The sequence below is a fragment of the Azohydromonas australica DSM 1124 genome, from assembly GCF_000430725.1.
Taxonomy (GTDB): domain Bacteria; phylum Pseudomonadota; class Gammaproteobacteria; order Burkholderiales; family Burkholderiaceae_C; genus Azohydromonas; species Azohydromonas australica.
Window position 1 is genome coordinate 13,227 of the sequence record NZ_AUMO01000064.1, and the last position, 25,327, is coordinate 38,553.

At 65.9% G+C, this 25,327-nt stretch carries 20 protein-coding genes; 17 read left to right on the forward strand and 3 right to left on the reverse strand.

Translation table 11 applies throughout. From position 1 onward, the window contains the following. The 6 genes from H537_RS0110815 (at position 1) to H537_RS0110835 (ending at position 8,693) form a co-directional block, all read left to right on the forward strand. On the forward strand, positions 1–2,133 hold the full coding sequence (locus tag H537_RS0110815; protein ID WP_028997932.1) for an acetate--CoA ligase family protein: 2,133 nt from the start codon (positions 1–3) through the stop codon (positions 2,131–2,133). After that, positions 2,130–2,930 (forward strand): aldolase/citrate lyase family protein, encoded by an 801-nt coding sequence (locus H537_RS42285; protein ID WP_043458547.1) that lies wholly within the window; start codon positions 2,130–2,132, stop codon positions 2,928–2,930. Before H537_RS0110815 ends, H537_RS42285 begins: the two co-directional genes overlap by 4 nt. A gap of 54 nt (positions 2,931–2,984) precedes the next feature. Beyond that, entirely contained in the window at positions 2,985–4,313 is a 1,329-nt protein-coding gene (locus H537_RS0110825) for a sulfatase family protein (RefSeq protein WP_028997933.1), read from the forward strand. A 375-nt stretch (positions 4,314–4,688) separates the two neighbouring features. Continuing rightward, on the forward strand, positions 4,689–5,819 hold the full coding sequence (locus H537_RS50850) for a porin (RefSeq protein WP_169516987.1): 1,131 nt from the start codon (positions 4,689–4,691) through the stop codon (positions 5,817–5,819). A gap of 208 nt (positions 5,820–6,027) precedes the next feature. Beyond that, complete coding sequence (locus H537_RS42290; RefSeq protein ID WP_064735947.1) at positions 6,028–7,845, forward strand: SulP family inorganic anion transporter; 1,818 nt, start codon at positions 6,028–6,030, stop codon at positions 7,843–7,845. Next, positions 7,842–8,693, forward strand: a complete 852-nt coding sequence (locus tag H537_RS0110835; protein WP_028997934.1) for a 3-hydroxybutyryl-CoA dehydrogenase — start codon at positions 7,842–7,844, stop codon at positions 8,691–8,693. The genes H537_RS42290 and H537_RS0110835 overlap by 4 nt, the downstream gene beginning before the upstream one ends. Before the next feature lie 161 nt (positions 8,694–8,854). Here H537_RS0110835 and H537_RS56720 read toward each other — a convergent pair whose 3' ends face one another. Then, positions 8,855–9,028 carry a diguanylate cyclase domain-containing protein gene (locus H537_RS56720; RefSeq protein WP_084150587.1) on the reverse strand — a complete coding sequence of 58 codons (174 nt, stop codon included), beginning with the start codon at positions 9,026–9,028 and terminating at the stop codon, positions 8,855–8,857. 662 nt (positions 9,029–9,690) lie between these two features. On the opposite strand from H537_RS56720, the gene H537_RS42295 reads away from it, so the two are divergent. From H537_RS42295 to H537_RS0110850, 3 genes are all read left to right on the forward strand, one after another. Then, the gene (locus H537_RS42295; RefSeq protein WP_084150588.1) at positions 9,691–10,527 is read left to right on the forward strand and encodes an IclR family transcriptional regulator; all 837 of its coding nucleotides are present in this window, start codon (positions 9,691–9,693) and stop codon (positions 10,525–10,527) included. Then, a complete protein-coding gene (locus H537_RS0110845) occupies positions 10,524–11,321 on the forward strand; it encodes an IclR family transcriptional regulator (protein ID WP_028997935.1) in 798 nt (265 codons plus the stop codon). Before H537_RS42295 ends, H537_RS0110845 begins: the two co-directional genes overlap by 4 nt. Before the next feature lie 75 nt (positions 11,322–11,396). Next, positions 11,397–12,275, forward strand: a complete 879-nt coding sequence (locus H537_RS0110850; RefSeq protein ID WP_028997936.1) for an alpha/beta fold hydrolase — start codon at positions 11,397–11,399, stop codon at positions 12,273–12,275. Between the two features lie 6 nt (positions 12,276–12,281). On the opposite strand, the gene H537_RS0110855 is transcribed toward H537_RS0110850, so the two are convergent. Then, positions 12,282–13,577, reverse strand: coding sequence for an acetyl-CoA hydrolase/transferase family protein (locus H537_RS0110855; protein ID WP_028997937.1), 1,296 nt, complete (start codon positions 13,575–13,577; stop codon positions 12,282–12,284). Positions 13,578–13,761: 184 nt separating this feature from the next. Between H537_RS0110855 and H537_RS0110860 the strand changes: the two genes are divergently transcribed. The 4 genes from H537_RS0110860 to H537_RS0110875 all read left to right on the forward strand — a co-directional run bounded on the left by H537_RS0110860 (position 13,762) and on the right by H537_RS0110875 (position 19,348). After that, complete coding sequence (locus H537_RS0110860) at positions 13,762–14,997, forward strand: bifunctional 3,4-dihydroxy-2-butanone-4-phosphate synthase/GTP cyclohydrolase II (protein WP_084150589.1); 1,236 nt, start codon at positions 13,762–13,764, stop codon at positions 14,995–14,997. Positions 14,998–15,018: 21 nt separating this feature from the next. Further along, entirely contained in the window at positions 15,019–16,434 is a 1,416-nt protein-coding gene (locus tag H537_RS0110865) for a DHA2 family efflux MFS transporter permease subunit (protein WP_028997939.1), read from the forward strand. Positions 16,435–16,505: 71 nt separating this feature from the next. Further along, positions 16,506–17,666 (forward strand): acyl-CoA dehydrogenase family protein, encoded by a 1,161-nt coding sequence (locus H537_RS0110870; RefSeq protein WP_028997940.1) that lies wholly within the window; start codon positions 16,506–16,508, stop codon positions 17,664–17,666. Next, positions 17,666–19,348 carry an electron transfer flavoprotein-ubiquinone oxidoreductase gene (locus tag H537_RS0110875; protein WP_043458548.1) on the forward strand — a complete coding sequence of 561 codons (1,683 nt, stop codon included), beginning with the start codon at positions 17,666–17,668 and terminating at the stop codon, positions 19,346–19,348. The genes H537_RS0110870 and H537_RS0110875 overlap by 1 nt, the downstream gene beginning before the upstream one ends. 32 nt (positions 19,349–19,380) lie before the next feature. On the opposite strand, the gene H537_RS0110880 is transcribed toward H537_RS0110875, so the two are convergent. Then, the gene (locus tag H537_RS0110880; protein WP_043458549.1) at positions 19,381–20,649 is read right to left on the reverse strand and encodes an acetyl-CoA hydrolase/transferase family protein; all 1,269 of its coding nucleotides are present in this window, start codon (positions 20,647–20,649) and stop codon (positions 19,381–19,383) included. A 131-nt stretch (positions 20,650–20,780) separates the two neighbouring features. Between H537_RS0110880 and H537_RS0110885 the strand changes: the two genes are divergently transcribed. From H537_RS0110885 to H537_RS0110900, 4 genes are all read left to right on the forward strand, one after another. Beyond that, positions 20,781–21,731, forward strand: coding sequence for a LysR family transcriptional regulator (locus H537_RS0110885; RefSeq protein ID WP_028997943.1), 951 nt, complete (start codon positions 20,781–20,783; stop codon positions 21,729–21,731). Positions 21,732–21,919: 188 nt separating this feature from the next. Further along, positions 21,920–23,083 (forward strand): CaiB/BaiF CoA transferase family protein, encoded by a 1,164-nt coding sequence (locus tag H537_RS0110890; protein ID WP_028997944.1) that lies wholly within the window; start codon positions 21,920–21,922, stop codon positions 23,081–23,083. Between the two features lie 33 nt (positions 23,084–23,116). Then, on the forward strand, positions 23,117–24,292 hold the full coding sequence (locus tag H537_RS0110895) for a CaiB/BaiF CoA transferase family protein (protein WP_028997945.1): 1,176 nt from the start codon (positions 23,117–23,119) through the stop codon (positions 24,290–24,292). Positions 24,293–24,337: 45 nt separating this feature from the next. Further along, positions 24,338–25,297 carry a tripartite tricarboxylate transporter substrate-binding protein gene (locus H537_RS0110900; protein ID WP_043458550.1) on the forward strand — a complete coding sequence of 320 codons (960 nt, stop codon included), beginning with the start codon at positions 24,338–24,340 and terminating at the stop codon, positions 25,295–25,297. Positions 25,298–25,327: the final 30 nt, after the last annotated feature.

The window sequence follows — 25,327 nt, forward strand, 5'->3', positions numbered from 1 at the left end:
ATGTCACGCTTTGAGAAGTTCTTCAATCCGCGCTCGGTTGCGGTCATCGGTGCATCGCAGGACCTGAGCTCCATCAGCGGACAGCCGATCGCCCATCTGAAGTCCAAGGGGTACAAGGGCCAGGTATTTCCGGTCAACCCTCGGTATGCCGAAGTGGCCGGCTACACCTGCTATCCGGATGTGGATGCCTTGCCTGAGGCTCCGGACGTGGCGGTGATCGCGGTGGCAGCCAAGCGCGTTCCGGACGCGCTGACACAACTCGGCAAGAAAGGCTGCCGATTTGCGGTGGTCCTGTCGTCCGGGTTTGCGGAGGCTGGCGAGGAGGGCGCACAGGCCCAACGTGCGCTGGCCGAGATCGCACGTTCCTATGGCATGGAAGTCATCGGGCCCAACTGCCAGGGCTACATGAACGTCAGCGAGGGTATCCATGTCGGATTCGGCGCCCCATACGGGCTCGCCTATCCCGCGGGACAGCTTAGCCTGACCTCGCAAAGCGGCGCATTCGGCAACTCCATCGTGATGGTCGCCAGCGCGGAGGGCGTCGGCTTTCGCCATTACGTGTCGACCGGAAACGAGTCGGTCACGACGTCGCTCGACTTCATGGAGGCCATGGTCGACGATCCGGGTACCCGCGTGATCGCTGGTTACGTCGAAGGCTTCAAGGATGCACACCGACTGCTGGACATCGGCCGCCGCGCGCTGGCCGGTGCAAAGCCGATGCTGGTCTGGAAGGTCGGTGTCTCGGAAGCTGGTGCCAAGGCCGCCGCCTCCCACACCGCGAACCTCGGTGGCGCGATGGCCCTGTACCGGGCGGCGTTCCGCCAAGCCGGCATTATTGAAGTCGATGACATTGGCGACATGGCGGATTGCGCCAAGGCGCTGCTTCCCGCGCGGTGGCCGCGCGGAAACCGCCTGGCGATCGTGACCATTTCGGGCGGCGCTGGCATTGCAATGGCGGACCGGGCCGCGCTGGCCGGCGTGACGTTGCCGGCACTGGCCGAAGACACGGTGACTGCTTTGCAGGAGGTGCTGCCCTCGTTTGCCGCGGTGGCAAATCCGCTCGATGTGACGGCTTCGCTCTTCAACGATGCAAGCCTGCTGCGCACGACGCTCGACAAGCTGGCCCGTGATCCCAATGTCGACATGATTGCACTCGCGCTGGCAGCGGCCAGTGGCAAGCTGGCGGTCGAACTGGCCAATGAAGTGGTTCGCGTATCCAGGGAAACGGGCATCCCGATCTTCGTGGCCTGGAATGCCGACCCGCAGACGAACCGGGCCGCCTACGACATCCTCGACCGCGAGGGAATCCCCCGCTACACCTCGCCGGTGCGTTGTGCACGGGGCATCGGTGCCTTGTGGGCGTTTGCTGCCGCCATGCAGCGTACGGCACAGGCTCAGGGCGAGGAGCCTCTGGTGCTGAAGGTGCCGCAGTGGGAGAGGGTCCTGCGCGCTCACGGCGGCCGCGACCTCACGGAGTCTGAATCCAAGCAACTGCTGGCGTCGTACGGCATTCCGGTCACGCGCGAGGAGCTGGCGCGGGATGCCGGAGAGGCCGTTCGCATCGCGTATGCCATCGGCATGCCGGTCGTGATGAAGATCCAGTCGCCCGACATCCCTCACAAGACGGAAGCGGGTGGCGTGCGGGTAGGGCTGCGCAGCGCGTCCGAGGTGCAGTTAGCCTTCGAGCAGATCATGGCCAACGCGCGTGCCTATGTGCCGACGGCGGTCATCGAAGGTGTGGTGGTCCAGGAAATGGTGTCTGGTGGCACGGAGCTCATCCTCGGTGTGAACAACGACCCGCTTTTTGGGCCAGCGGTCATGGCGGGGTTGGGCGGCGTATTCACCGAAGTCATGAAGGACGTCAGCTTCCGCATCGCGCCCATCACCCGCAGTGAGGCGGAGTCGATGCTGCGGGAACTGCGTGGCTTTGCGCTGCTCGACGGGGCGCGCGGACGTCCCAAGTCCGACGTGCCTGCCGCGGTTGACGCCTTGATGCGGCTTTCGGCACTGGCCATGGACTTGAAGGAGTCGCTGGCAGAGCTGGACATCAATCCCCTGACGGTGTTGCCTGCTGGACAGGGAGTACGGGCACTGGATGCCCTGGTAAAGCCACAGCGGAGGGATGCTCAATGAAGCTGCCGCCCAACGAGTTCAAACGAGCATTGAAAAGCGGGCGGGCACAGGTGGGCTTTTGGCTTTCCCTGGGCAACGCCTACAGCGCTGAAGTGGTGGCCGGAGCAGGCTACGACTGGCTGCTGTTGGATGGCGAGCACTCTCCCATTGGAACCGAGACCACGCTGGCCATGCTGCAGGCGGTTGCGGCCTACCCGGTGTCGGCCGTGGTCCGGCCTGCCAGCAACGACACGGTGCTGATCAAGCGGGCACTGGACATCGGGGCGCAGACACTGCTGGTGCCCTACGTGGAAACGCCCGAGGAGGCGGCCCAAGCCGTGGCCGCAATGCGCTATCCGCCACGTGGCCGGCGGGGGGTAGGGGGCGGGACCGTGCGTGCCACCCGCTTCGGTCGCATCGCCGACTACGCCACAGCTTGCGAGAACGAGTTGTGCCTGCTGGTGCAGGCCGAGACACGGCGTTCGCTGGACAACCTGGAGGCCATTGCAAGCGTCGATGGTGTGGACGGGGTCTTCATTGGACCGGCTGACCTAGCCACCGACATGGGGTACCCGGGGCAAGCCAGCCATCCACAGGTGGTGGCGGCCATCGAGGACGCCATCGGGCGCATCAATGCCTGCGGCAAGGCCAGCGGCATCCTGACCCTCGATGCGGCATTCGCCAAGCGTTGTCAGGAGTGGGGCGCGCTGTTCACGGCAATCGGTGTGGACGTCGTCCTGCTGGCTCGTGGCTGTGAACGCCAACTGGCCTCGTTCAAGTCCGACACCGCTGAGCCGCGCGCTCCTGCGTCGTACTGAAGCAGCGACGCCAAGTGCCGTCCAGCTACCGCGACCTCTTTTCATCGAAGCATCATGACTGCCACACGCCCCAACTTCATCTTCATCCTGGCCGATGACCTTGGCTATGCCGACCTGGGTTGCACTGGTGCGCGTGACGCCTACAACCGCCCGGCAGATGTGTCTCCCAACTTGGATCTCATGGCTGCGCAGGGCATGCGCTTTACGCACGGCTATGCGAACTCGGCCGTCTGCTCTCCCACGCGGTTTGCGCTGATCACCGGGCGATGGCAGTACCGGCTTCGCGGTGCAGCCGAGGAGCCGCTGGCCAACGCGCGCGGCGACAAGGTGCTCGGGCTGCCCCCCGAGCACCCCACATTGCCGTCGCTGCTTGGTGCCGCAGGCTATGCCACCGCCCTGGTCGGCAAGTGGCATCTGGGCTTTCCGCCGCACTTCGGTCCGCGCCTTTCAGGCTATCAGGAGCATTGGGGCTTTCACTCCGGCGGCGTGGACTACTTCGCGCACACGGATCCTCGTGGCAACCCGGACCTCTGGCACAACGAGGAGCCGGTCGAGCAGGCTGGTTATCTCACCGACTTGCTCAGCCGTCGTGCGGTCGAGTTCATCGAACGGCAGTCGACGCAGCGCCCATTCCTGCTGAGCCTGCACTACAGCGCCCCTCACTGGCCGTGGTTAACGCGCGATGACGAGGCGGAGTCGGCGCGTACCCGGGCAAACGGCGTGCATCTGGACGGCGGCTCCATCGCTACCTACCAACGCATGATCCATCACATGGACGAGGGCATCGGCTGGGTGCTCGCAGCGCTTGAAAGACAAGGCTTGGCCGACAACACCGTGGTGGTCTTCACCAGCGACAACGGCGGCGAGCGTTTCTCGAACAACTGGCCGTTTATGGGCCAGAAGATGGACCTGCTCGAAGGAGGCATCCGCGTGCCGCTGCTCGCGCGCTGGCCCGCGCGTATTCCGGCCGGCACTGTCAGCCACACGCCAAACCTCACGATGGACTGGACTGCGACCATGTTGGCTGCTGCGGGAGTCGCTGCCGATCCGGCTTATCCGCTCGACGGTGTCGATCTGAGTCCGGTGTTCGATGACACCGGCTGGACACGGCCAAGTGATCTGTGCTGGCGCATGAAGCACCGGGAGCAGCGTGCGCTTGTTCGCGGTCGCTGGAAATATTTGCGCTCCGATGGCGTGGACTTTCTTTTTGATTTGCAAACCGATGCCCGTGAGCGCGCCAACCTCGCGCGCCGAGAGCCCGAACATTTGGCAAAACTGCGGGAAGCTTGGGAAAACTGGGATGCTTCATTGCCTGCAATTCCACCCGAGGCACGAGTTTATAAGCTCTACTCGCACAACGACATGCCCGTTGCGAGCGCGTGATAACACTCCTATTTCAGACGCCTTCGAAGTAAAACTCCACAAGCAATAAGCTTCAACGCCGTTCATGTGAGCGGCGGGGCGAAGGCTTGCCGGAGAGGAAATGTTGATCCATGCGCGTCAATGGTGGCATGCACAATTCCGGGTCTAAGACGCCTGCAGTCTAGCCAAATCGCCGGGTCGCCGCAGGCGTGGCATTGATAAGCTGGGATTCTGGAATCCGCTGTTGTGTGAGATCTTGGAAAAGACCGCTTGAATCTAATCTCGGGTCCTGCGATGAACGTGCCATTTTGCGTTGAATCGGCTGCTTGGTCATAGATGCGTCTGTACGCGTTAGCAGCAAAACTTCTAAAAGTCGTTCCAATGGAGACAATGACCGTGAAAAAATCGATTTTCGTCCTGGCACTGCTGGGAGCCGTTACGGGAACAGCCACGGCCCAATCCTCTGTCACGCTGTATGGACTGGTTGATGTCAGTTACCAGAACATCCGTTCAGGCCACAACTCCGCACTGGGCGGGGCATCGCTTAACCGCTTGGCTGATGGCAGCACTTTCGGACCAGGTTCCCGCTGGGGCATCCGCGCTGCGGAAGATTTAGGAAGCGGCCTGAAGTCCAATGTGGTGCTGGAGTCCGGCTTCTTCACCGACGTAGGCTCCTCTGCACAGGGCGGCCGGCTGTTCGGCCGCCAAGCCTTCATCTCGTTGGCATCTACCAGCTTGGGCGAGATTCGTCTGGGACGTCAGTACATTTTCCATGATGAGGTGACAATACTGAACAATCCGTATGGTAACGCCACGATATTGAACACCGGAGCACCCATTACTTTGCCCAACGGATTGATTACGATGTTCATCGATGCGCCGCGCATCGATAACGCCGTACAGTATCTTTCGCCCGTATTGGGTGGCTTCAGGGTGCAGGCGATGGTTGCTGCAGGCGAAGGAGTCGCTGATCGCTACCATGGCCTGAAGGCAAGTTATGTGCGGGGTCCGCTCAATATTGCTTTGTCTTACGAGCAAAGCAAATCACGTGCAGGCCGACCGGCCAGTCCAGGCACTTCTGCCATTGCGGCGGGCGATGGTGTGAATAAAATAGTTGAGATGGGTGGGAATTATGATTTCGGCGCATTCAAGGTCTTCGGCGGCTACCAACAGGGCAAGGACCTTACGACTGGCACCTTGGGTGTGCCGAGCACGGGTGGGGTCGGTACGCAAATCACATCGCTGACCATAGCTGGATTGACAGGAGCGGCTACCGAGTTGAAGGCCTATACCGCTGGACTATCCGTTCCGTTTGGATCAACAGTACTGGCCGCCAACTATACGCGCAGCAAGTTTGAAAATTCGGCGGGTGCAGGCCGCACACTGTCCCGCATCGGCCTGGGGGCACATTACAACTTATCCAAGCTGACGTCGTTATATGCTGCCATCGGGGTACATCAGGGCGATTTGAGGGAATTTGTCAACGAGAAAACTGTTTTCCAGTTAGGCATGCGCAAGGCTTTTTGAAATTCTCCGGGGGTCAGGATCATTTTTGATCCTGTTGCGCGCCCTACGGGGCGCCTTTTTCCCTCCCACATCGCTGTAGTTGGGTGATTCATACGAAGTCTGGTCCATGTCAAAGGCAATCGGGGCTCCAATGGCGTCTTATAGGAAACCGCAGGGCAACGGTGTATCGGAAGGCTGGTCTTGTGCGCAGCGACTGCGCGGCAGCCTAATGTTGCCCACGTCGTTGCGAGCTGACCTGCTGGCCGGACTGCTGGGCGCAGTACTGGTGTTGCCGCAGGGCATCGCCTTCGCCACCTTGGCTGGGCTGCCGCCTCAGTACGGCCTGTACTCAGCCGTGGTGCCCTGCATCGTTGCGGCGCTCTTCGGCTCCAGCCGCCACGTTGTCTCGGGACCGACCAACGCCAATTCGCTGGCTTTGTTCGCCATGCTGGCACCGCTGGCCACCGTGGGCAGCCCGGCCTACATAGAGCTCACCCTGGCGGTAACGGTGCTGGTCGGGCTGCTGCAGTTCGCCACAGGCGTGCTGCGGCTGGGCGCGATCGCCAACTTCATCTCGCCCACGGCGCTGCTTGGTTTCACGGCTGGCGCAGCGGCGCTCATTGCCGTGCACGCGCTCAAGGACGCGCTGGGGTTGACGTTGCTGCCCGGGTCCGGCGCCGCCGGTGTGTTGAATGCAGCCTTCGACCAGGCGCCGCTGCCCGGTGCGCTGCTGGTGTCCGCCATGACGCTGAGCGTGGCGGCGGTGCTGCGATGCTGGCGGAGAGGCTCGCCTTTCATGTTGATTGCGCTGAGCGTCGGAACGCTGTTGGCGTGGGGACTGAATCGCTTGGCGTCACCCGCATGGCACGTGCACCTGCTGGGGCCGCTGCCGTCGCCGCTGCCGCCTTGGCATGTGCCCAGCGTGCAAGTGCAGCAGCTGCCGCAGTTGCTGGGTATCGCCGCGGCCTTGACCGTGGTGGCGCTGGCGCAGTCCATCGCCATCGCCAAGGCCGTGGCTGCCCAATCCGGCCAGCGTATCGACGCCAACCGCGAGTTCCTGGGCCAGGGCCTGTCGAACCTCATCGGCGGTTTCTTCTCCTGCTACGTTTCCTGTGGCTCATTGAACCGCTCCATGCCCAATCTGGAGGCTGGTGCGCGCTCGCCGCTGGCGGCGGTGTTCTCGGCGTTGCTGGTTGCTCCGCTGGTGGCGCTCACGGCACCGGTGCTGGCACTCATTCCATACGCCGCCATCGCCGGCCTGCTGATCCTGGTGGGTTGGACGCTGCTGGACCTGCCGCGCTGGCGCCGCCTGGGTGCCGCCAGCCGCCAGGAGCTGGCTGTCGCACTGATTACCCTCGCCGCCACGCTGACGTTGCGCCTGGAAGTGGCGGTGCTCATCGGCAGCGCGCTCTCGTTGGGTCTGTATCTGCACCGCACGTCGCGTCCGGCCATGCGCACCATGGGACTGGCTGGCATGCAAAGCGATCCGCATCGCCCCTTCGTGGTGATGGCGCACACGCCCGAAGCGCTGCCTGAGTGCCCGCAACTGAAGCTGCTGCGCATGGAAGGCTCTGTGTACTTCGGCGCCACCGCGCACGTATCTGATCGGCTGCAGGCCTTGCGAGACCAGCCGCATCCGCAGAAGCACTTGCTGGTGATGGCCAAAAGCATGAACTTCATCGATGTGGCCGGCGCCGAGGTCTGGCATCAGGAGTTGCACGCGCGCCGGACCTTGGGTGGTGACCTGTACTTTCATCGTCCCCGCCCGCGAGTACTGGACCAGTGGCGGCGCGACGGTTTCCTCGACGAATTAGGTTGCGATCATGTCTTTGACGACAAGCGCTCTGCCATTAGCACCATCTGCAGCCGGTTGGACCCGGCTATCTGTGGCCACTGCAGGGTGCGCGTTTTCCAGGAGTGCGCAGACCCGGCAATCGTTGCGCCGTTTCATGAAGCAGAGAAGCAATCGCTGACTGCATCTGTTTCAGGAGAAGAGTCGGTTATTGATGTTTCTTCAGCAACTACAACGGACGGGAAAACGGCATGAAGATCAATCGAATTGGCATTATTGGCGCGGGCACCATGGGCAACGGCATCGCGCAGGTGTGCGCCGTGGCCGGGCTGCAGGTGGTGATGGTGGACATCTCGGACGAGGCGGTGCGGCTCGGCGTGAAGACGCTCGCCGGCAGCCTGGACCGTCTGGTCAAGAAGGAGAAGCTCACCCCCGCGCAGAAGGATGAGGCGCTGGTCCGCGTGCAGGGCAGCACCGACTACGCGGCGCTCAGGGACGCGCAGATCGTCATCGAGGCCGCCACCGAGAACCCCGACCTGAAGCTGCGCATCCTGCGCCAGGTCGAGGCCATCGTCAGACACGAGGCCGTGATCGCATCCAACACCTCGTCCATCTCCATCACGCAGCTGGCCGCGGTGCTGGACAAGCCCGAGCGCTGCATCGGCATGCATTTCTTCAATCCGGTGCCGCTGATGGGGCTGCTGGAGCTGATCCGCGGCCTGCAGACTTCCGACGAGACGCACGCGCTGGCCGCGGCCTTCGCGCAAGCGGTGGGCAAGACGCCGGTGACGGTGAAGAACAGCCCCGGTTTCGTGGTCAACCGCATCCTGTGCCCGATGATCAACGAGGCCATCTTCGTGCTGCAGGAGGGCCTGGCCACGGCCGAAGACATCGACGCGGGCATGAAGCTGGGCTGCAACCATCCCATCGGCCCGCTGGCGCTGGCCGACCTGATCGGGCTGGACACCATGCTCAGCATCATGGAGGTGTTCCACGAGGGCTTCGGCGACACCAAGTACCGCCCCGCGCCGCTGCTGCGCGAGATGGTCCAGGCCGGCCGCCTGGGCCGCAAGAGCGGGCGTGGCTTCTACAGCTACGCTTGACCCTCCATCGGTTGATTTTTTCGGCAAACCAGTCGGGCTTATGTTAAATCAGTTGCGCTTGCAACTTGATCAGCGCATTGGATAAACGTAAACATTGTTCTCGTACTGCTCAAACCAGTTCCAAGTTTTGCAGCCGTAGTGCCACTGGAACTCTTGGTGGATCACTTTTGGTTTAGCCCGTTTTCTTCTGCGATGCAGCTATTGTGATTCTCGGCCGCCTGCGCCAACCTGCAGCCGCGCAACAGTACGCAGAACTCTTCACCGCCCCAGCGGTACACGAAGTCCCAGACGCGGGTGTACTCAGCGATCAGGAATGCCGCAAGGCCAAACTGCAGGTCACGGCAATCAGTTGTCTCTCGGCTTGGCTGAACGAACTACAGCAGCGCGGTGGTTCCGGTTCGCCGCTCACGAAACATTCCTTCGGTTCTCTTCAATAGGATTCCGACTGGGCGAAGCCTACTCTTCGGACATGGCACAAAGGAGTCCGATATGTATACGACTCAAAGCACGCGAGAGCTGAATTTCCATCTCTTGAAGGACGGCACGTGCGGCTTTGCCTTTCCATGCGACGAGACCGGGCAGGTGAACCTTGACACGCTGAGCGAGCATGCGCGCAACCAATATTTCTATGCTCGCGCCCTGGTCGGCCGGGTCTTCCATGCACCGACGGTCAGGGCCGCGGACTTGCGCCACACACCTTCGACTGGGTTACAACGGCCCCGGCAACACGCTACAAGCTGAAGGCAGGCCCAGCGCTGAGCAGCTGCTGTAGGTTTGACGCCGCCCGCGCCAGGCGTTGGCCGGATAACACGCTGACCAACGCCATTCGGGGTACCGACGTCAAACGGGTGCGTGCTGCAACCCAGAACCGGCGCTTCACTTTGGCCGAATCGGTCCTTCGAGAATTGCGACTTGGTGGGTAAGGGGGCTTCACCTACGCTGGTGATGCCTTGTTGCGGACGATGACGTCGCTGCCAGGCGAGCTTTTCCTCAAAGCATGAACCTCTCGATCGCCACGACGCCACCGCCCTTGATACCCGCCTGGCCTCGAGCCGATGAGCGGCTCCCGGCTTATGCGCCCAGGTCGGTGGTGACCCCATTCGCGCGCGCCCTTTCGCTGCTTGAGGCCTTCACGCCGCACGACTGCTGGTTGAGCAGTCGCGAGCTGTCGGTGCGCTGCGGCATGCCGGCGTCAACGACCTGGCGCATTGCGCAGTCGCTGGTCATTCTCGGCTACTTGCTGTACGACGACGCATTGCGCAAATACCGGCTGGCGGCATCCGTGCTGGCGCTCGGCTACGGTGCGGCTCACAACAGCGGACTGCAGCGATCCGCGCTGGAGCAGATGCAGACCTGCGCCGATCACCATGCTGTGCACATCAGCCTGGGCACGCGTGATCGGCTGGAGATCGTCACGATCACCAGCTGCAGGCCGATGCGAACGATGCGGGACCTTCCGACTCCCCGGGCGCATGCGGGCCTGTCGTCGTCGCCGATGGGATGGGCGCTGCTGTCTTCGTTGCCGGAGTCCGAACGCAGCTTCCTGATGCACAACGCCGAGCGACGCGCGCCGCAAGACGGCCCGCGCCTGCGCCGCCAGCTCTGCCGGGCGGTCGCGCAGGTGCGCGAGCTGGGGTATTGCACGTCCATCGGCGACTGGGATCGCGACGTCGGCATCCTGTCGGCACCCGTACTTGTGGAGGGCCGGGCGCCACGGGTAATCAGTTGTATGTGTGCGGCCAGCCGGTTCACAACCGCTCGCGTCCAGCGCGAGCTCGGCCCGCGCCTGCTGGCCCTGGCCGCAGCAATTCAACGATCGGGCGGCGCTGAATGAGCGCGGTGCCTGCGCTGCACGGCGATGCCGCGGCCTTGCTCACCGTCAGCCGGGGCCTTGCCGTGTTGCGCGCGTTCCGGTCGGACGGCACGCCGGTGTCCAATACCGAACTGGCGCGGCGCACCGGCTTGCCTAAAGCCACGGTCTCGCGCCTGACGAGCACGCTGCTTCAATTAGGCTTCATCCGCCGGGTGCCTGGCGGTCGCGAATTCGAGCTCACGGCCGGCGCGTACGGCATGGGTCATGCGCTGGTGGCTGCCAGCGAACTGGTCCGGACCGCCGAGCCTGTGATGCAGACGCTGGCCGACCGCCTGCAAGCATCCGTCGCGCTGGCGATGCCGGACGGTCTGGACATGCTCTATGTCGCGTACCGGGCGGGCTACGGCGTCGCGACGCTGAGGCTCGGTCGGGGGACGGTGCTGCCGATGGCCACCACGGCCATCGGTCACGCCTATCTCGGCGGGCTGGATGAGCCCGAACGACGGCGCCAGCTCGACCGGCTGACCACGGTGGCCGGCGACGATGCGCAGGCCATCGCACGAGGCATAGCACGCAGCCTGGCTGATCTTGCAGCGCAGGGGGCCTGCACGGTACTGGGCGGCTACCAGCGCGATGTCGGCGCCACCGCGGTACCGCTGCGCGTTGGTCGGCGGGCCGTGCTCATGGGCATGAGCTGTGGCAAGGCAAGCCTGCAGATCGATGTGGAGCTCGATGCTCGCGTCGTCGTGCCTGCGATCAAGGACGCTGCCGTCGAATTGCAGGAGCGGCTGGCCCCGCTGGACGGGCTGTTGTGAGAGATGCGGCCGAACGATGGCAGCGGCTCTGCGGCCGGCGTCCTGGTGGCATGACATGAACTGGAGAACGACACCATGAACGCTGGAGAGCGGCTTCCCGGCACGCCGGAGCCAACGCACGTCCAATTGACCGCCGACGGTTTGCGCATTGCCTTCGACACCTGGGGTGATCCAGACGCACCAATGGTGCTGTTTGGCCACGGTGGCGGGCAGACCCGCCATGCCTGGACGTCAACGGCGCAGCGCTTTGCTGCGGCCGGCTACTGGGCGGTGGCCTTCGACCTGCCAGGGCATAGCGATTCGGACTGGATGCCCGATGGCGACTACAGCTTCGAGGCGCGCCTGCGCCACCTCGAGTCGTTCGTGCAACTGCTCAGCAAACCACGGCCCGTGCTGATCGGCGCGTCGCTGTCCGCCGAGACCTTCCTGCTGGCCGCCGGCGAGCGGCGCATCGATGCCGCGGCATTGGTGCTGGCGGACTTTGCACCGCGCACGATGGACGAAGGCTTCGAGCGCAATCGTGCATTCATGCGAGCGCACGCAGCCGGATTCGCCTCGCTGCAGGAGGTGGCCGACGCCATCACGCAGCACCGGGGGACAACGCGGCCGCTCCGGCATGATGGTCTGGCGAAGGTGGTGCGTCGTGGCCGCGACGGGCGTTACCACTGGCATTGGGATCCACGGCTGCTCGACTGGCGCACAAAGGAGTTTCCGCTGCGCCACGCGCGCATGGTAGCGGCCTCGCGGGAACTTGCGGTGCCGACGCTGCTGGTGCGCGGGGAGCATTCCGACGTGCTCAGCGAAGACGGCGCGCAAGAGTTCCTCCGTCTGGCGCCGCATGCGCACTATTCGGTCTTGCAGGGGGCCGGCCATATGGTCGCCGGTGACCGCAACGACGCCTTCGGCGACGCTGCGCTGGCGCTGCTGCGGAATGTGCCAGCGGCTGGCTCCTGAGGCCAACTACTTCACGCCGAAGACCACTCCTTGCCGCACGAGCACCTGGTGGGCTTGGCGCTCAAGCTCGGCCCGGTGCTCCGGCGCGGCCACGTCGAGCATGCGTTGCACGCGGCGTGACAGCGTCTGTCCGCGCAGGTCGGCCACGCCGTGCTCGGTGACGATCAGGCCGGCATCGCACCGCGGCGTGCTCACTGGGCCAGAGAGCCGCGCGACAACGCGCGTCGCTCCCCTGGCCGTGGCGGGCAAGGCGACGATCGGCAGGCCTCCGCGGCTGCGCGCAGCACCGCGCAGGAAGTCCACGGCACCGCCGACGCCACCGACGTAGACGCCGCCCGCTACCTCGGCATTCACCTGCCCGGTGAGGTCGACCTCGATCGCGGAATTGATGGCCACCAGCGCGTTGAGGCTGGCCAGCACGGCCGGGTCGTGCGTGTACTCGGTGCCGCGCACGGCCAGCGCCGGATTGCGATGCGCCCAGCGACGCAAGCGCTCGCCACCCATCAGGATGCCGGCGACGCCGACGCCCGGGTCGCGGCCCTTGCGCGCATTCGTCAGGACACCGGCCTCGGCCAGCGCAACGATGCCGTCGCCGGCGGCACCGGTGTGCAGCCCCAGGTCGCGCCGGTCATGCAGTGCGCACAGAACGGCTTCGGGCAGCTTGCCGATGCCAACCTGCAGCGTCGCGCCGTCTTGCATCAGGGCGGCGATGCGGCCAGCGATGGCCTGCTCGACCGGCCCGGGCTCCGCGCGTTCCGGATCCGGCAGCGGATGCTCGGCATCGACAAGCAAGTCAAAGTCGCTCGCCGCCAGCGCCACCCCGCCGTGAGTCCACGGCACGGCCGGGTTCACCTCGCCGATCACGACGCGCGCTTTCTCTAACGCTGCCGAGAGATATTCGTTGGCCAGCCCCAGGCTGTGCCGACCCTGCTCGTCAGGCGGCGAGACCTGCAGCAGCACGACGTCCGCCGCCAGTGCGCCGCAGCGGATCAGGTCCGGCAACTGGGAATAGTGGCTGGGGATGACGTCCAGCACACCCGCCTGCGCCAACAGCCGATTCGTGCCACCGGTGATGCAGCCGAAGAAGTCGATCACGTCCGCATGCTCGGGCTTCAGCGTGTCGCACTGCCCGATGCAAGCGAACATGCGCAGCCGGCCACCCTGCGCCAGCTCGCGGCGGTGCCGGACGATGGCGCGCGTCAGCGTCTGCGGCTCGGCCGCAGCCTGTCCCCACCACAGGGTATCGCCGGGGCGCAGCAGGTCGCGAAGCGGCGACGCAAGATCCTGTTTTGGTTGACGCATCATCTTTCTCCGGTAGAGGTCGATCGATGCTAGCGCTCGCGACGGCGAGGGGCGTGCCGCTCGCCGCCGAATTCCGTACACCGAGATGGACGCAGCGCTTCGGCCCCGGCGAAGACGCGATTCATGAACCCTCAATTGATGAAAGGCGGAGGCGTTCGTAGAGTCAATTCAAACGGAGGTGACGATGAGCCAGAGCACGGCGAAACTGAAGGTCGACAGCATCGAGGTCGCACTCGACGCCATTGCCCATGGTCGGATGGTCGTCGTGATGGACGACGAGGACCGCGAGAACGAAGGCGACCTCATCATGGCCGCCGAATTTGCCACACCGCAAGCCATGGCCTTCATGGTGCGCTGGACCAGTGGCGTGCTGTGTGTGGGGCTGCCCGGCGAGCGGCTGCAGGCTCTGGACCTGCCGCTGATGGTGCAGGCCAACGACGATGCGATGGGCACGGCCTTCACCGTGACCGTGGATCTGCGGCACGGCACTACCACCGGCATCTCGGCCGCTGACCGGGCGCTGACGGTGCAGGCGCTGGTCGATCCCGACGTCACGGCGTCCGACCTCCGGCGTCCGGGCCATCTCTTCCCGCTGCGTGCCATGCCGGGCGGTGTGCTGCAGCGACCGGGTCACACAGAAGCCTCGGTCGACCTTACCCGCCTGGCCGGCCTGGAGCCGGGCGGGGTGCTCGCCGAGATCGTCAACGACGATGGCAGCATGGCCCGTGGGCCGCAGCTGGTCGATTTCGCGCGCACGCACGGTCTGCCCATCATCACGATCCGCGACCTGATCGCCTACCGGCGGCGACACGAGCAACGCGTCGAGCGTTGCTCGTGTGCACGCATGCCGACCCGTCATGGCGCCTTCACGGCGCACGTCTACGTCGACCGGCTCACCGGGATCGAGCACGTCGCCATGGTGATGGGCGACATCAGCCGGCAGCCGGACGTGCTGGTTCGCGTCCATTCCGAATGCCTGACGGGAGAGGTCTTCGGTTCGCTGCGCTGCGACTGCCGGCCCCAGCTCGACCTGGCACTGCAGCGGGTGGCGCAGCAGGGGAGCGGCGCGGTCGTTTATCTGCGTGGCCACGAAGGCCGAGGCATCGGCCTGACGCACAAGCTGCGCGCCTATGCGCTGCAGGACGAGGGTTGCGACACGGTCCAGGCCAACCTGGCGCTGGGCCGGCAGGTGGACGAGCGCGACTACACGGTCGGCGCGCAAATCCTGCGCGACCTGGGCGTGTCGCGCATGCGGCTGATGACGAACAACCCGCTGAAGTACGAGGGGCTGTCCAATCATGGCTTGGTCATCGTCGAGCGAGTGCCGCTGGTCACGCCGCCCACCCGCGACAACGAGCCCTACCTGCGGGCGAAGCAGCGCTCGCTCGGCCATACGCTCGGACTCCGGGTGCCGGCTTGAACGCTGCGCGCCGCGCGAGCCATGCTGCTTCCGGAACCCCGCTCGCTGACCAGCCTGGCCGAGCTGTACGGCGCCCGCTACCGGTGGATGCTGCTGGCCGTGGTGGGCATCGGCACGGTCGGCGGGGTGCTCGAGACCTCAAGTTTCAACGTCGCCATTCCGTCACTCGGCCGCGAGTTCCAGCTCGGGCAGGAGCGCGCGCAGTGGGCCATGACCGCGTTCATGGCCGCCATGTGCCTGGCGATGCTGCCGGTCTCGTGGCTGCTCGAGCGCATCGGCTTCCGCCGCCTGTTCCTGCTGGCGGTGACGACGCTGGGCCTCGCCAGCCTTGTCGGCTTCTGCTCGGAGAGCTTCGAAGTCACCGTGCTGGCGCGCGGCCTCCAGGGCGCCGCAGCTGGCGTGCTGCAGCCGCTGGGCATCCTCGTCATCGTCAGGCTCTTCCCTGTGGCGATGCAGGGCCGCGCCTCGGGCGTGCTGATGCTCGGGCTGGCCGCGACCCCGGCCGTCGCACCCGCCATCGGCGGCGTGCTCGTGGACGCGCTGGGCTGGCGGGCGGTCTTTTTGCTCTGCATGCCGTTCTGCGCCGTGGCGCTCATGCTGGGGATCTTCCTGCTGCCACGGCCCAGGAAAGCCAAGCGGCACCGCTTCGACGGCGTCGGCTGTGCGCTGCTCTGCGCGGGGACGCTGTGCCTGATGTCGGGCATCGCCGGCCTCGGATCGGGGGGCGGCTCGTTCCTCGTCGCGGCGGCAGAACTGCTCGTCGCGGCGCTGCTGGTGGCCGGCTTCGTCGCGCACGCGCGCCGCAGCGAATCGCCGATTGTGAGCCTCGAGCTGTTCTCGAGCCGTCCCTTTGCAATGGGATCGCTCGTGTCTTTCACCTACGGATTCGGGCTGTTCGGTTCGACCTACCTGATTCCGGTCTTCCTGCAGGACGCTCTCGCCTACTCGGCCGCATCGGCGGGCAGCGTGCTGATTCCCGGCGGTGTGGCCCTGGTGCTGGCCACGCCCGTAGCGGGCCGCCTGTCGGACAGCCTTCCCCCACGTCTCGTGGCCATGGCTGGTCTGCTGCTGCTGGGCGGATCTTTCCTGGTGCTCGCGGCGCTCGGCCACCAGCGTGGGCTGCTCGCCTTCGTCGCGGCGACTGTGGTTGGACGCATCGGCCTGGGACTGATCCTGCCGGCGCTCAATCTGGCCAGCATGCGACAACTGCAAGCGCAGCAACTGGCGCAGGCCTCCGTGGTCGTGAGTTTCCTGCGGCAGTTGGGCGGCGTGCTCGGCATTGCCGCAACCGCGGTTTTCGTGGCATGGCGGCAGCAGGCGCAGGGGCATCGGCCCGATGGTGACGTCGCCGCGTTTGCACAAGGCTTCCTGCTGCTGGGCGCCATCGTGCTCGCATCCGTCGTAGCTGCGGCGCGGATGGCGAACGGCCGAGATTGACCTCCCTCGTAGCACCGAGGCCCTGGGCACCGGCGCACGCCGGCCCGAATTCCTGAATGGAGACGAAAGCGATGTTTAACGAACCCGATGAGTACCAGGAAATCCGTGACGCGATCCGTCAGTTGTGCCGGCAGTTCCCCGACGAGTATTTCCGCCAAGTAGACGAGAAAAGTGCGTATCCGGAGGCCTTCGTCGATGCGCTGATCGGCGCCGGCTGGCTGGCCGCGATGATCCCGGAAGAGTACGGCGGCACGGGCCTTGGCCTGACCGCGGCGACGGTGATCATGGAGGAGATCAACCGCAGCGGCGGCAATGCTGGCGCGGTGCACGGCCAGATGTACAACATGGGCACGCTGTTGCGCAACGGAAGCAAGGCGCAGAAGGAGAAGTACCTGCCGCCCATCGCCGCTGGCAAGCTGCGCATCCAGTCGATGGCGGTGACCGAGCCGACCACTGGCACCGACACGACGAAGATCAAGACGACCGCAGTCCGGCGCGGCGACCGCTACGTCGTCAACGGGCAGAAGGTCTGGATCTCGCGGGTGCAGCACTCCGACCTGATGATCCTGCTGGCGCGCACGACGCCGCTTGCCCAAGTGAAGAAGAAATCGGAAGGCATGTCGATCTTCATCGTTGACCTGCACCAGGCGATCGGCAAGGGGCTGTCCGTGCGGCCGATTCCCAATCTGGTCAACCACGAGACCAACGAGCTGTTCTTCGACAACCTCGAGATTCCTCAAGAGAACCTCATCGGCGAAGAGGGCCAGGGCTTCAAGTACATCCTCGACGGACTGAATGCCGAGCGCACGCTCATTGCCGCCGAATGCATCGGAGACGGCTACTGGTTCATCGAGCGCGCGCGCAAGTACGCCTGCGAGCGCATCGTATTCGACCGACCGATCGGCAAGAACCAGGGCGTGCAGTTCCCGATTGCCGACGCCTTCATCGAGGTCGAGGCTGCGAACCTGATGCGCTTCGAGGCGGCACGCCTGTTCGATGCCCACCAGCCATGCGGTGCACAGGCCAACATGGCGAAGTATCTGGCCGCCAAGGCCTCCTGGGAGGCAGCCAACGTGTGCATGCAGACGCATGGCGGCTTCGGCTTCGCGAACGAGTACGACATCGAACGCAAGTTCCGCGAAACCCGGCTGTACCAGGTGGCGCCGATTTCGACCAACCTGATCTACGCCTACGTGGCCGAGCACATCCTCGGCCTGCCTCGGAGCTTTTGATGACTCAGGCCCTGCTTGAACAATTCGGCCCGCGCGAAGCGATGGAGTACGACGCCGTGGTCGTTGGCAGCGGCCCTGCCGGCCTGGCCACCGCTATCCGCCTGAAGCAGCTCGCCGCCCGGGAAAATCGCGAGATTTCGGTCGTCGTGCTTGAGAAAGGCTCGGAGCCCGGCGCGCACATCCTGTCCGGCGCGGTGATGGACCCGCGGGCGCTGGCCGAGCTGTTCCCAAACTGGCAGGAGCTCGGTGCGCCGCTGCTGCAACCGGTCACGCGCGACGACGTGCTGATGCTGTCCGAGACGGGCGCGAAGCGGGTGCCCGATGCATTCGTACCTCGCGTGCTGCACAACGAGGGCAACTTCGTCATCTCGCTGTCCGATGTCGTCAAGTGGATGGGCAGCCAAGCCGAGGCGCTGGGCGTCGAGATCTTCCCCGGTTTCGCGGCCGCCGAGATCGTCTTCAACGACGACGGCTCGGTGAAAGGCGTGGCCACCGGCAATCAGGGCATCGGCAAGGACAGCGAGCCCACCGCCGATTTCCAGCTCGGCATGGAGCTGCACGGCCGCTACACCGTCTTCGCCGAAGGCGCGCGCGGCCACCTCGGCAAGCAGCTCATTGCCCGCTACCAGCTCGACAAGGGCCGCGACCCGCAGACCTATGGCATCGGCATCAAGGAGCTGTGGGAAATCCCTGCCGACAAGGCCCAGCCCGGCCTCGTCGTCCACACCGCCGGCTGGCCGCTGGACAAGGCGACCTACGGCGGCGGTTACCTCTACCACCTGGCCGGCAACAAGGTGACGCTCGGCTTCGTCGTCGGCCTCGACTATCAGAACCCCTGGCTGGCGCCCTTCGAGGAGATGCAGCGCTGGAAGACGCATCCATCGATCCGCGCCCACCTCGAAGGCGGCACGCGGATCGGCTACGGCGCCCGTGCGATCACCGCCGGCGGGTTGCTGAGCCTGCCGAAACTCACATTCCCCGGCGGCGTGCTGGTCGGCTGCGATGCCGGCTTTCTGAACGCCGCGCGGATCAAGGGCAGCCATGCGGCGATCAAGACCGGCATGCTCGCCGCTGAAGCCCTCTTTGACGCCGTCAAGGCCGACCGCAAGGCCGACGAGCTGACGGCGTACTCTGAAGCGTTCGAGAAGAGCTGGCTGCACGAGGAACTGCGCCAGTCGCGCAACTTCAAGGCCTGGTTCAAGAAGGGACTGACCGTTGGCACGCTGATGACCGGCATCGAGCACTGGCTGCTGCCCAAGCTCGGCATCCAGAGCCCGCCCTGGACTCGACACCGCGACAAGCCCGACCACGCGTTCCTGAAGCCGGCCGCCGACTGCCCGAAGATCGACTATCCGAAGCCCGACGGGAAACTGACCTTCGACAAGTTGAGCTCGGTCTTCATCAGCAACACCAACCACGCCGAGGACCAGCCGGCGCACCTGACGCTCAAAGATGCGGCGGTGCCGGTGCAGGTCAACCTCGCCACTTACGCCGGGCCGGAAAGCCGCTACTGCCCGGCGGGGGTCTACGAGTTCGTGAAGACGGACACGGGGCAGGACCGGCTGCAGATCAACGCGCAGAACTGCGTGCACTGCAAGACCTGCGACATCAAGGACCCGACGCAGAACATCGTGTGGGTCACGCCCGAGGGGGGCGGCGGACCGAACTACGCCGGGATGTGAGGACAGCGGCGCCGCGGGCTGGCATGCGTTGCTCAGCCGCGGCGCAGCAGCCCATGCGCCGCCTGCTCGAGCGCGTCGCGGTGCTGCGGATCGGCAATGGCAATCATGCGTCGGATGCGCTTCTCGAGGCTGAGCCCTCGCAGATCGGCCACACCGTGTTCGGTCACGATGACGCAGGCATCGCTGCGCGACACCGTCACTGGACCGGCCAAACTGGGCACGATCCGGCTGCGCGTGCTCGCCACGGAGGGCAAGGCGATAACGGGAATGCCACCGCGGCTCGCCTGCGCGCCGCGAACAAAGTCAACGCTCCCGCCGATCCCGCCGACATAGCGACCGTCGTCGACTTCGGCGTTCACCTGGCCCGTCAAGTCGACCTCAAACGCGCCGTGGACGGACACGAACCGCTCGAGGCGGGCAAGGACCTGCGCGTTGTGCGTGTACTCCGGTCCGCGCAGCTCCAGTGCGCGGTTGCGGTGCGCGAACCGGCGCAGTCGCTCATCCCCGACTAGCGCGCCGGCAATGCTCGCACCGACGTTGATCCCCTTGTGGCTGTTAGTGATCACTCCGGCCTCGTGCAGCGGCACGTAGCCTTCGCCAATGCAGTCCGCGTGTACACCGAGTTCGCGCCGGTCCGTGAGCTGGGCCAGCACTGCCTCGGCGATCGCCCCGGTGCCGACCTGCAGCGTCGCGCCGTCGACGATCAGGCCTGCCACGTGGCGGCCGATCGTCCACGCCACCGGGTCCAGCGCTGCGGCCCTTGCCTGCGGAAGCGGGTCTTCCGAGGGCACGAGCATGTCGAAATCCGCCTCGTACAGGTAGGGGCCGCCGTAGGTCCAAGGAACATCCGGATGGACCTCGGCAAGGATCGTCCTGGCGGTGCTCACGGCATCCACGAGGTAGCCGCGTGCCATTCCCAGGCTGTACCGGCCGAGCGCGTCGGGCGGTGAAACCTGCAGCATGACCGCCTGTGCCTGCAGCGGACCCTGCTGGATCAGCCGCGGCAGGTGCGAATGGTGCACGGGCAGGATCTGCAGCCGGCCGGCGTCTGCCAGGGCGCGATGAGACCCCGTGCCGCACCAGGACGTCAACTCGAAGGCGCCGCTGCCGTCCCCGCTCAGCGCGCCATGCGTGCCGGTGCCGAGAAAGATGCGTACACCGGCCAGGCGTTCGCGCTGCGCCACCAGCGCACGGATCAGGCTCAGCGGCTCGGCGTGCGACTGTCCCCAGATTACCGTGTCGCCCGGGTTAACGAACCGGGAGATGTCGGGTGCGAGTGTAGGCAGGGTGTTGGTCTTCATGGCTGTGCACGAAGCTACGCGCCGACCTGTCGGATGCCAACTGAGCAAATCGAAAACGCCGATTCACCCGGCGCGAAACCGCGCCGGATGCGTGCCGCAGGCCACGCCCAGGACTATCATCAGCCCGAGCCATGACATTCAATCGATTGCACCTCATCCGCCAGGTCGACCTCTTCACACTGCGGCTGTTCCTGTCCGTGGTGGAGGAGGAACAGATCGGTCGCGCGGCAATCCGGGAGAACATCGCCGCGTCCACTGCGACCAAGCGGATCCATGACCTTGAGGAGATCGCCGGCATCCTGCTGTTCGAGCGCACACCCAAGGGGGTCAGCCCGACGGCGGCCGGTCAGGTGCTGGCGCGTTACGTCCGCGCGATCTTTGGCAATCTTGACGACATGCGCGCGGAGATCGCCGCGTTCAGCGAGGGCGTGCGCGGCGAGGTCACCGTGGCGTCGGCGCGCACGATCATCGTCCCCTTCCTCGCGCGCGAGCTGGGCGATTTCTCGCGTGACTTCCCAAAGGTCGACGTGGTGGTGCGCGAGCTCGACAACGCCGACATCACGCAGGCGGTCGCGCAGGGCGAAGCCGACGTCGGCGTCTTTGGCGTGGTGCGCGACATCAGCTTGAACGGCGTGGAGACGGCGGACTACCGCACCGATCGCCTGGTGGCCGTCGTGCCGCGTTCGCACGCGCTGGCGGATCGGGGCAGCGTCTCGTTCGAGGACCTGATGCCGGAAAACCTGATCGCCGCCAGCGCGATGCATGCGACCTTTGCCACGGCCGCCCGCCGGCTCGGCGGCGAATACCGGCCGAAATTCAGCGTGCGCAGCTCGGGTGTCGCCATCAGCCTCGTGCAGGCGGGTCTCGGCGTGACGGTGCAACCGGAGTGCGTGCTCAGTGTCGAGATGCTCGACACAGTCAGCGTCCTCAATCTGACCGAGCCGTGGGCGAAGCGGATCATCCGTATTGCCACGCCCCAAGGCCGCACGCCCAGCCCCGCGGCCCGGGCGCTGATCAAGCAGCTGCTGGACCGCCCTGCGCCGGACAGCGCGGACACGGGCGGCGCGTCGGCACAGGACTGAAGGTTGACCGAGCGCAGCGACTTCGCTGGCGCCGAATTGCAGCTTCATGAATCGCCACTTGGTTCCCGGCGTCTTCGCAACTTAATCTGGCTCCAACGTGGCGCTTGTCGCCAGTCGCGTTGAGCGAGTACCGCAGCGCAGTCTCGCATGGTGGCGGACCAGCCGCTGCGACGAAGCCGGAGAACCTCATGACTCAGAACCCCAGGGGCCCACTCGCGGGCGTCAGGATCGTCGAACTCGGCAGCATCGGGCCCGCCCCGTTCTGCTGCATGCTGCTGGCCGATCTCGGCGCGGACGTCATCCGCATCGACCGGCCGCCCGGTCACGACGGCGGTGCGCCCATAGCCGCGCGCTTCGATTTGCTCAACCGGAGTCGCCGCAGCGCGATGATGGACCTCAAGAAGCCCGAAGCCGTGGCGGCGGTGCTGCGGATGGTCCGTGATGCGGACGTGCTGGTCGAGGGCTTCCGGCCCGGCGTTGCCGAACGCCTGGGCCTCGGGCCGCAGGCCTGCCACGCGGTGAATCCGCGCCTCGTCTACGGCCGCATGACTGGCTGGGGCCAGGAGGGGCCGCTCGCCCAGGAGCCCGGGCACGACATTAACTACATCGCGCTGACCGGCGTGCTGCACAGCGTCGGTCGGGCTGGCGAGGCGCCGGCCATTCCGCTCAACCTGGCGGGCGATTTCGGTGGCGGCTCGCTGTACCTCGCGCTCGGCATCGTCAGCGCCGTCCTGGAAGCGCGCGGCTCGGGACACGGCCAAGTCGTCGATGCGGCGATGGTCGACGGCTCGGCATCCCTGATGACGCTCCTCTACGGCATGCGCGCTGCGGGCTACTGGGGCGATGAGCGCGGCACCAACCGGCTCGATTCGGGTGCTCCCTGGTACAACGTGTACGAGACCCAGGATGGCAAGCACGTCGGCATCGCAGCCAACGAGGCGCGCTTCTATCGCAACGCATTGACGCTGCTCGGCCTCGACGACGTGGATCCGCGGCAGCAGCACGACCAGTCGACCTGGCCGGCGATGAAGCAGCGCTTTGCCGCGGCGTTCCGCACCCGCAGCCGCGACGCATGGGCGGCACTGGCTGCAGGCACCGAGTCGTGCATCACGCCCGTGCTGTCGATGGGCGAGGCGCCAGCACACCCGCAGCTGCAGGCGCGCCGCACCTTTGTCGAGGTGGACGGCGTCGTGCAGCCGGCGCCGGCGCCGCGTTTCAGCCGCACGCCGCCTTCCATCCAGTGTCCACCGGCACGTGCCGGCCAGCACACGGACGAGGTCCTGAGCGACTGGGGATTCTCCCCGTCGGAAATCGAAGTCCTGCGGGTGGCTGGTGCGGCCCGCCAGTGCTGATCCGAACTTTCATCCTTGAGCGGCCCCTTGACCATGCACGAAAGATCCTCCGCATCCCCGCACGACGACCTGCCCCTTGCCGGCATGACCGTGGTCGAACTGGGCGACAGCGCCTCCGCGCCGTTTGCCGGCCACGTCCTGGCTGGGCTGGGCGCCGAGGTCTGGAAGATCGAGCGCCCCGGCGGCGATTCCTCGCGCGGATGGGGGCCGAGCCAGTGGAAAGGCTGCGGCGCTGCCTTCCATGCGCTGAACCGCGGCAAGCGCTCGATCTGCCTCGACATCAAGGACCCGGTGCAGCTCGCGACGCTGCATGACCTGATCGAGCGCCATGCCGATGTCTTCCTGCACAACCTGCGACCGGGCAGCGCCGGCCAGTACCGGCTCGACCCCGACAGCCTGCGCGCGCGCAAGCCCGCTCTGGTGGTGTGCGAGGTGGGCGCCTATGGCCACGTCGGCCCGTTCAACAAGCTGCCGGGCTACGACCCGTTGATGCAGGCCTTCTCCGGCATCATGACGCTGACCGGCGAGGAGGGGCAGGCGCCCGTGCGCGCCGGCGTGTCGATCGTCGACTTCGGCACCGGCATGTGGGCCGTGATCGGCATCGTCTCGGCGCTGCTGCGGCGCGAGCGCAAGCAGCTGGGCGCCACCGTCAACAGCTCGCTGCTCGAGACGGCGATCGCCTGGATGTCGATCGGCATCGCCAACTACGCGGCCGACGGAGAGCCTGGCGGGCGCCACGGCTCGGGCGTGGCCTTCATCGTGCCCCACCGGGCCTACGAGACCGCCGACGGCTACGCGATCATCAGCGCCGCCAACGACCGCCTGTTCGCGCGTCTGTGCGAGGCGCTGGGTCGGCCTGAATGGGCGAGCGATCCGAAGTTCGCGACCAATGCCGGGCGCCTGGCAAACCGCGCGGAGATCGACGGCCTGATCGGACAGCGGATGAAGGAGCGCACGCGCGAGCACTGGCAGAAGCACTTTGACGGCTTCGGGCTGCCGTGTGCGCCGGTGCAGACCACGGCCGAGCTGTTCGCGCACGAACAGACCAAGACGCTGGGCATCCTGGGCAAGACGAGCGACGACGAAATCGAGCTGGTGGGCGTGCCGCTGTCCTTCGACCGCATGCGCCCGCCGCCGCTGGACGCAGCGCCCGGGATCGGGCAGGACAACGAGCGACTGCAGCGCCTGCTCGACGCAAGCTCGCACTGAGCGGTTGCGCCGACAACATCCCTCAAGCCATCGCGACATCCCATCATGTACCCAACATCGAAACTTCTGCTGGCCACCGCGGTGGCCTGCTGCTTCCTCGCGCCCAACACCGGCGCGGCACAGGCCTTCAAGGCACCGATCAAGGTCGTCGTCCCGTATGCCGCCGGCGGCGGGACCGATGTGCTGGCCCGACTGCTCGCACCCGGCCTGTCAAAGGAGCTTGGCCAGTCCATCATCATCGAAAACAAGCCGGGCGCGAGCGGGCAGATCGGTACCCAGCAGGTGCAGGCTGCGCCGCCGACCGGGGCGACACTGCTGTTCACCGTCGACCATGCGTTGATCGCAGTGCCGCTGACCGTGGCGGAAGCGCGCTACAGCGCCCGGGACTTCGTGCCGCTGGGCCAGGCGGCGCGCTCGTACTGGACCTTGTCGATACCGCCCGGCGGGCCGTACGGCGATTTCGCCGGCTATGCGGCTGCCGCCAAGCGCGACCCGCAGCTGCGCTCGTATGGCGTACCGCTGCTCGGCGGCGGGCCGACGGTGATCGGCGACGCGATCGGCAAGCAGCTCGGCGTGCACATGGTGCCGGTGCCCTTCAGCGGTTCGGCGCCGGTGATCTCGAACGTGATGGCGGGCCAGGTCCCTGCCGGCATCACCGGGATGCCGGAAGCCATGTCGGTGCATCGCTCGGGCAAGGCCCGGATCGTTGCGGTCTCCGGGGCGACGCGGTCAGCGCTCCTGCCACAAGTGCCCACGTTCCGGGAACTCGGTATAGAGGGACTCGAGTTCCACAGCTTCATGGGCTTCTTCGCGCCCAAAGGGTTGCCCGCGCCGATGGTACAGGCCTTCAATGCGGCCCTGCGCAAGTCGCTCGCCGATCCGGCGGTGCTCGAGCAGATCCGGCAAATGTCGCTGCAGGCAGCGCCCACGACCCTCAATGAAGCGAGTGTCGAGGTCGAACAGACCGAGCGCTTCTGGAAGGCCACCCTGTCCGTCAGCCGATGAGCACGCCGTCGAAACTGGCCACCGGGATCG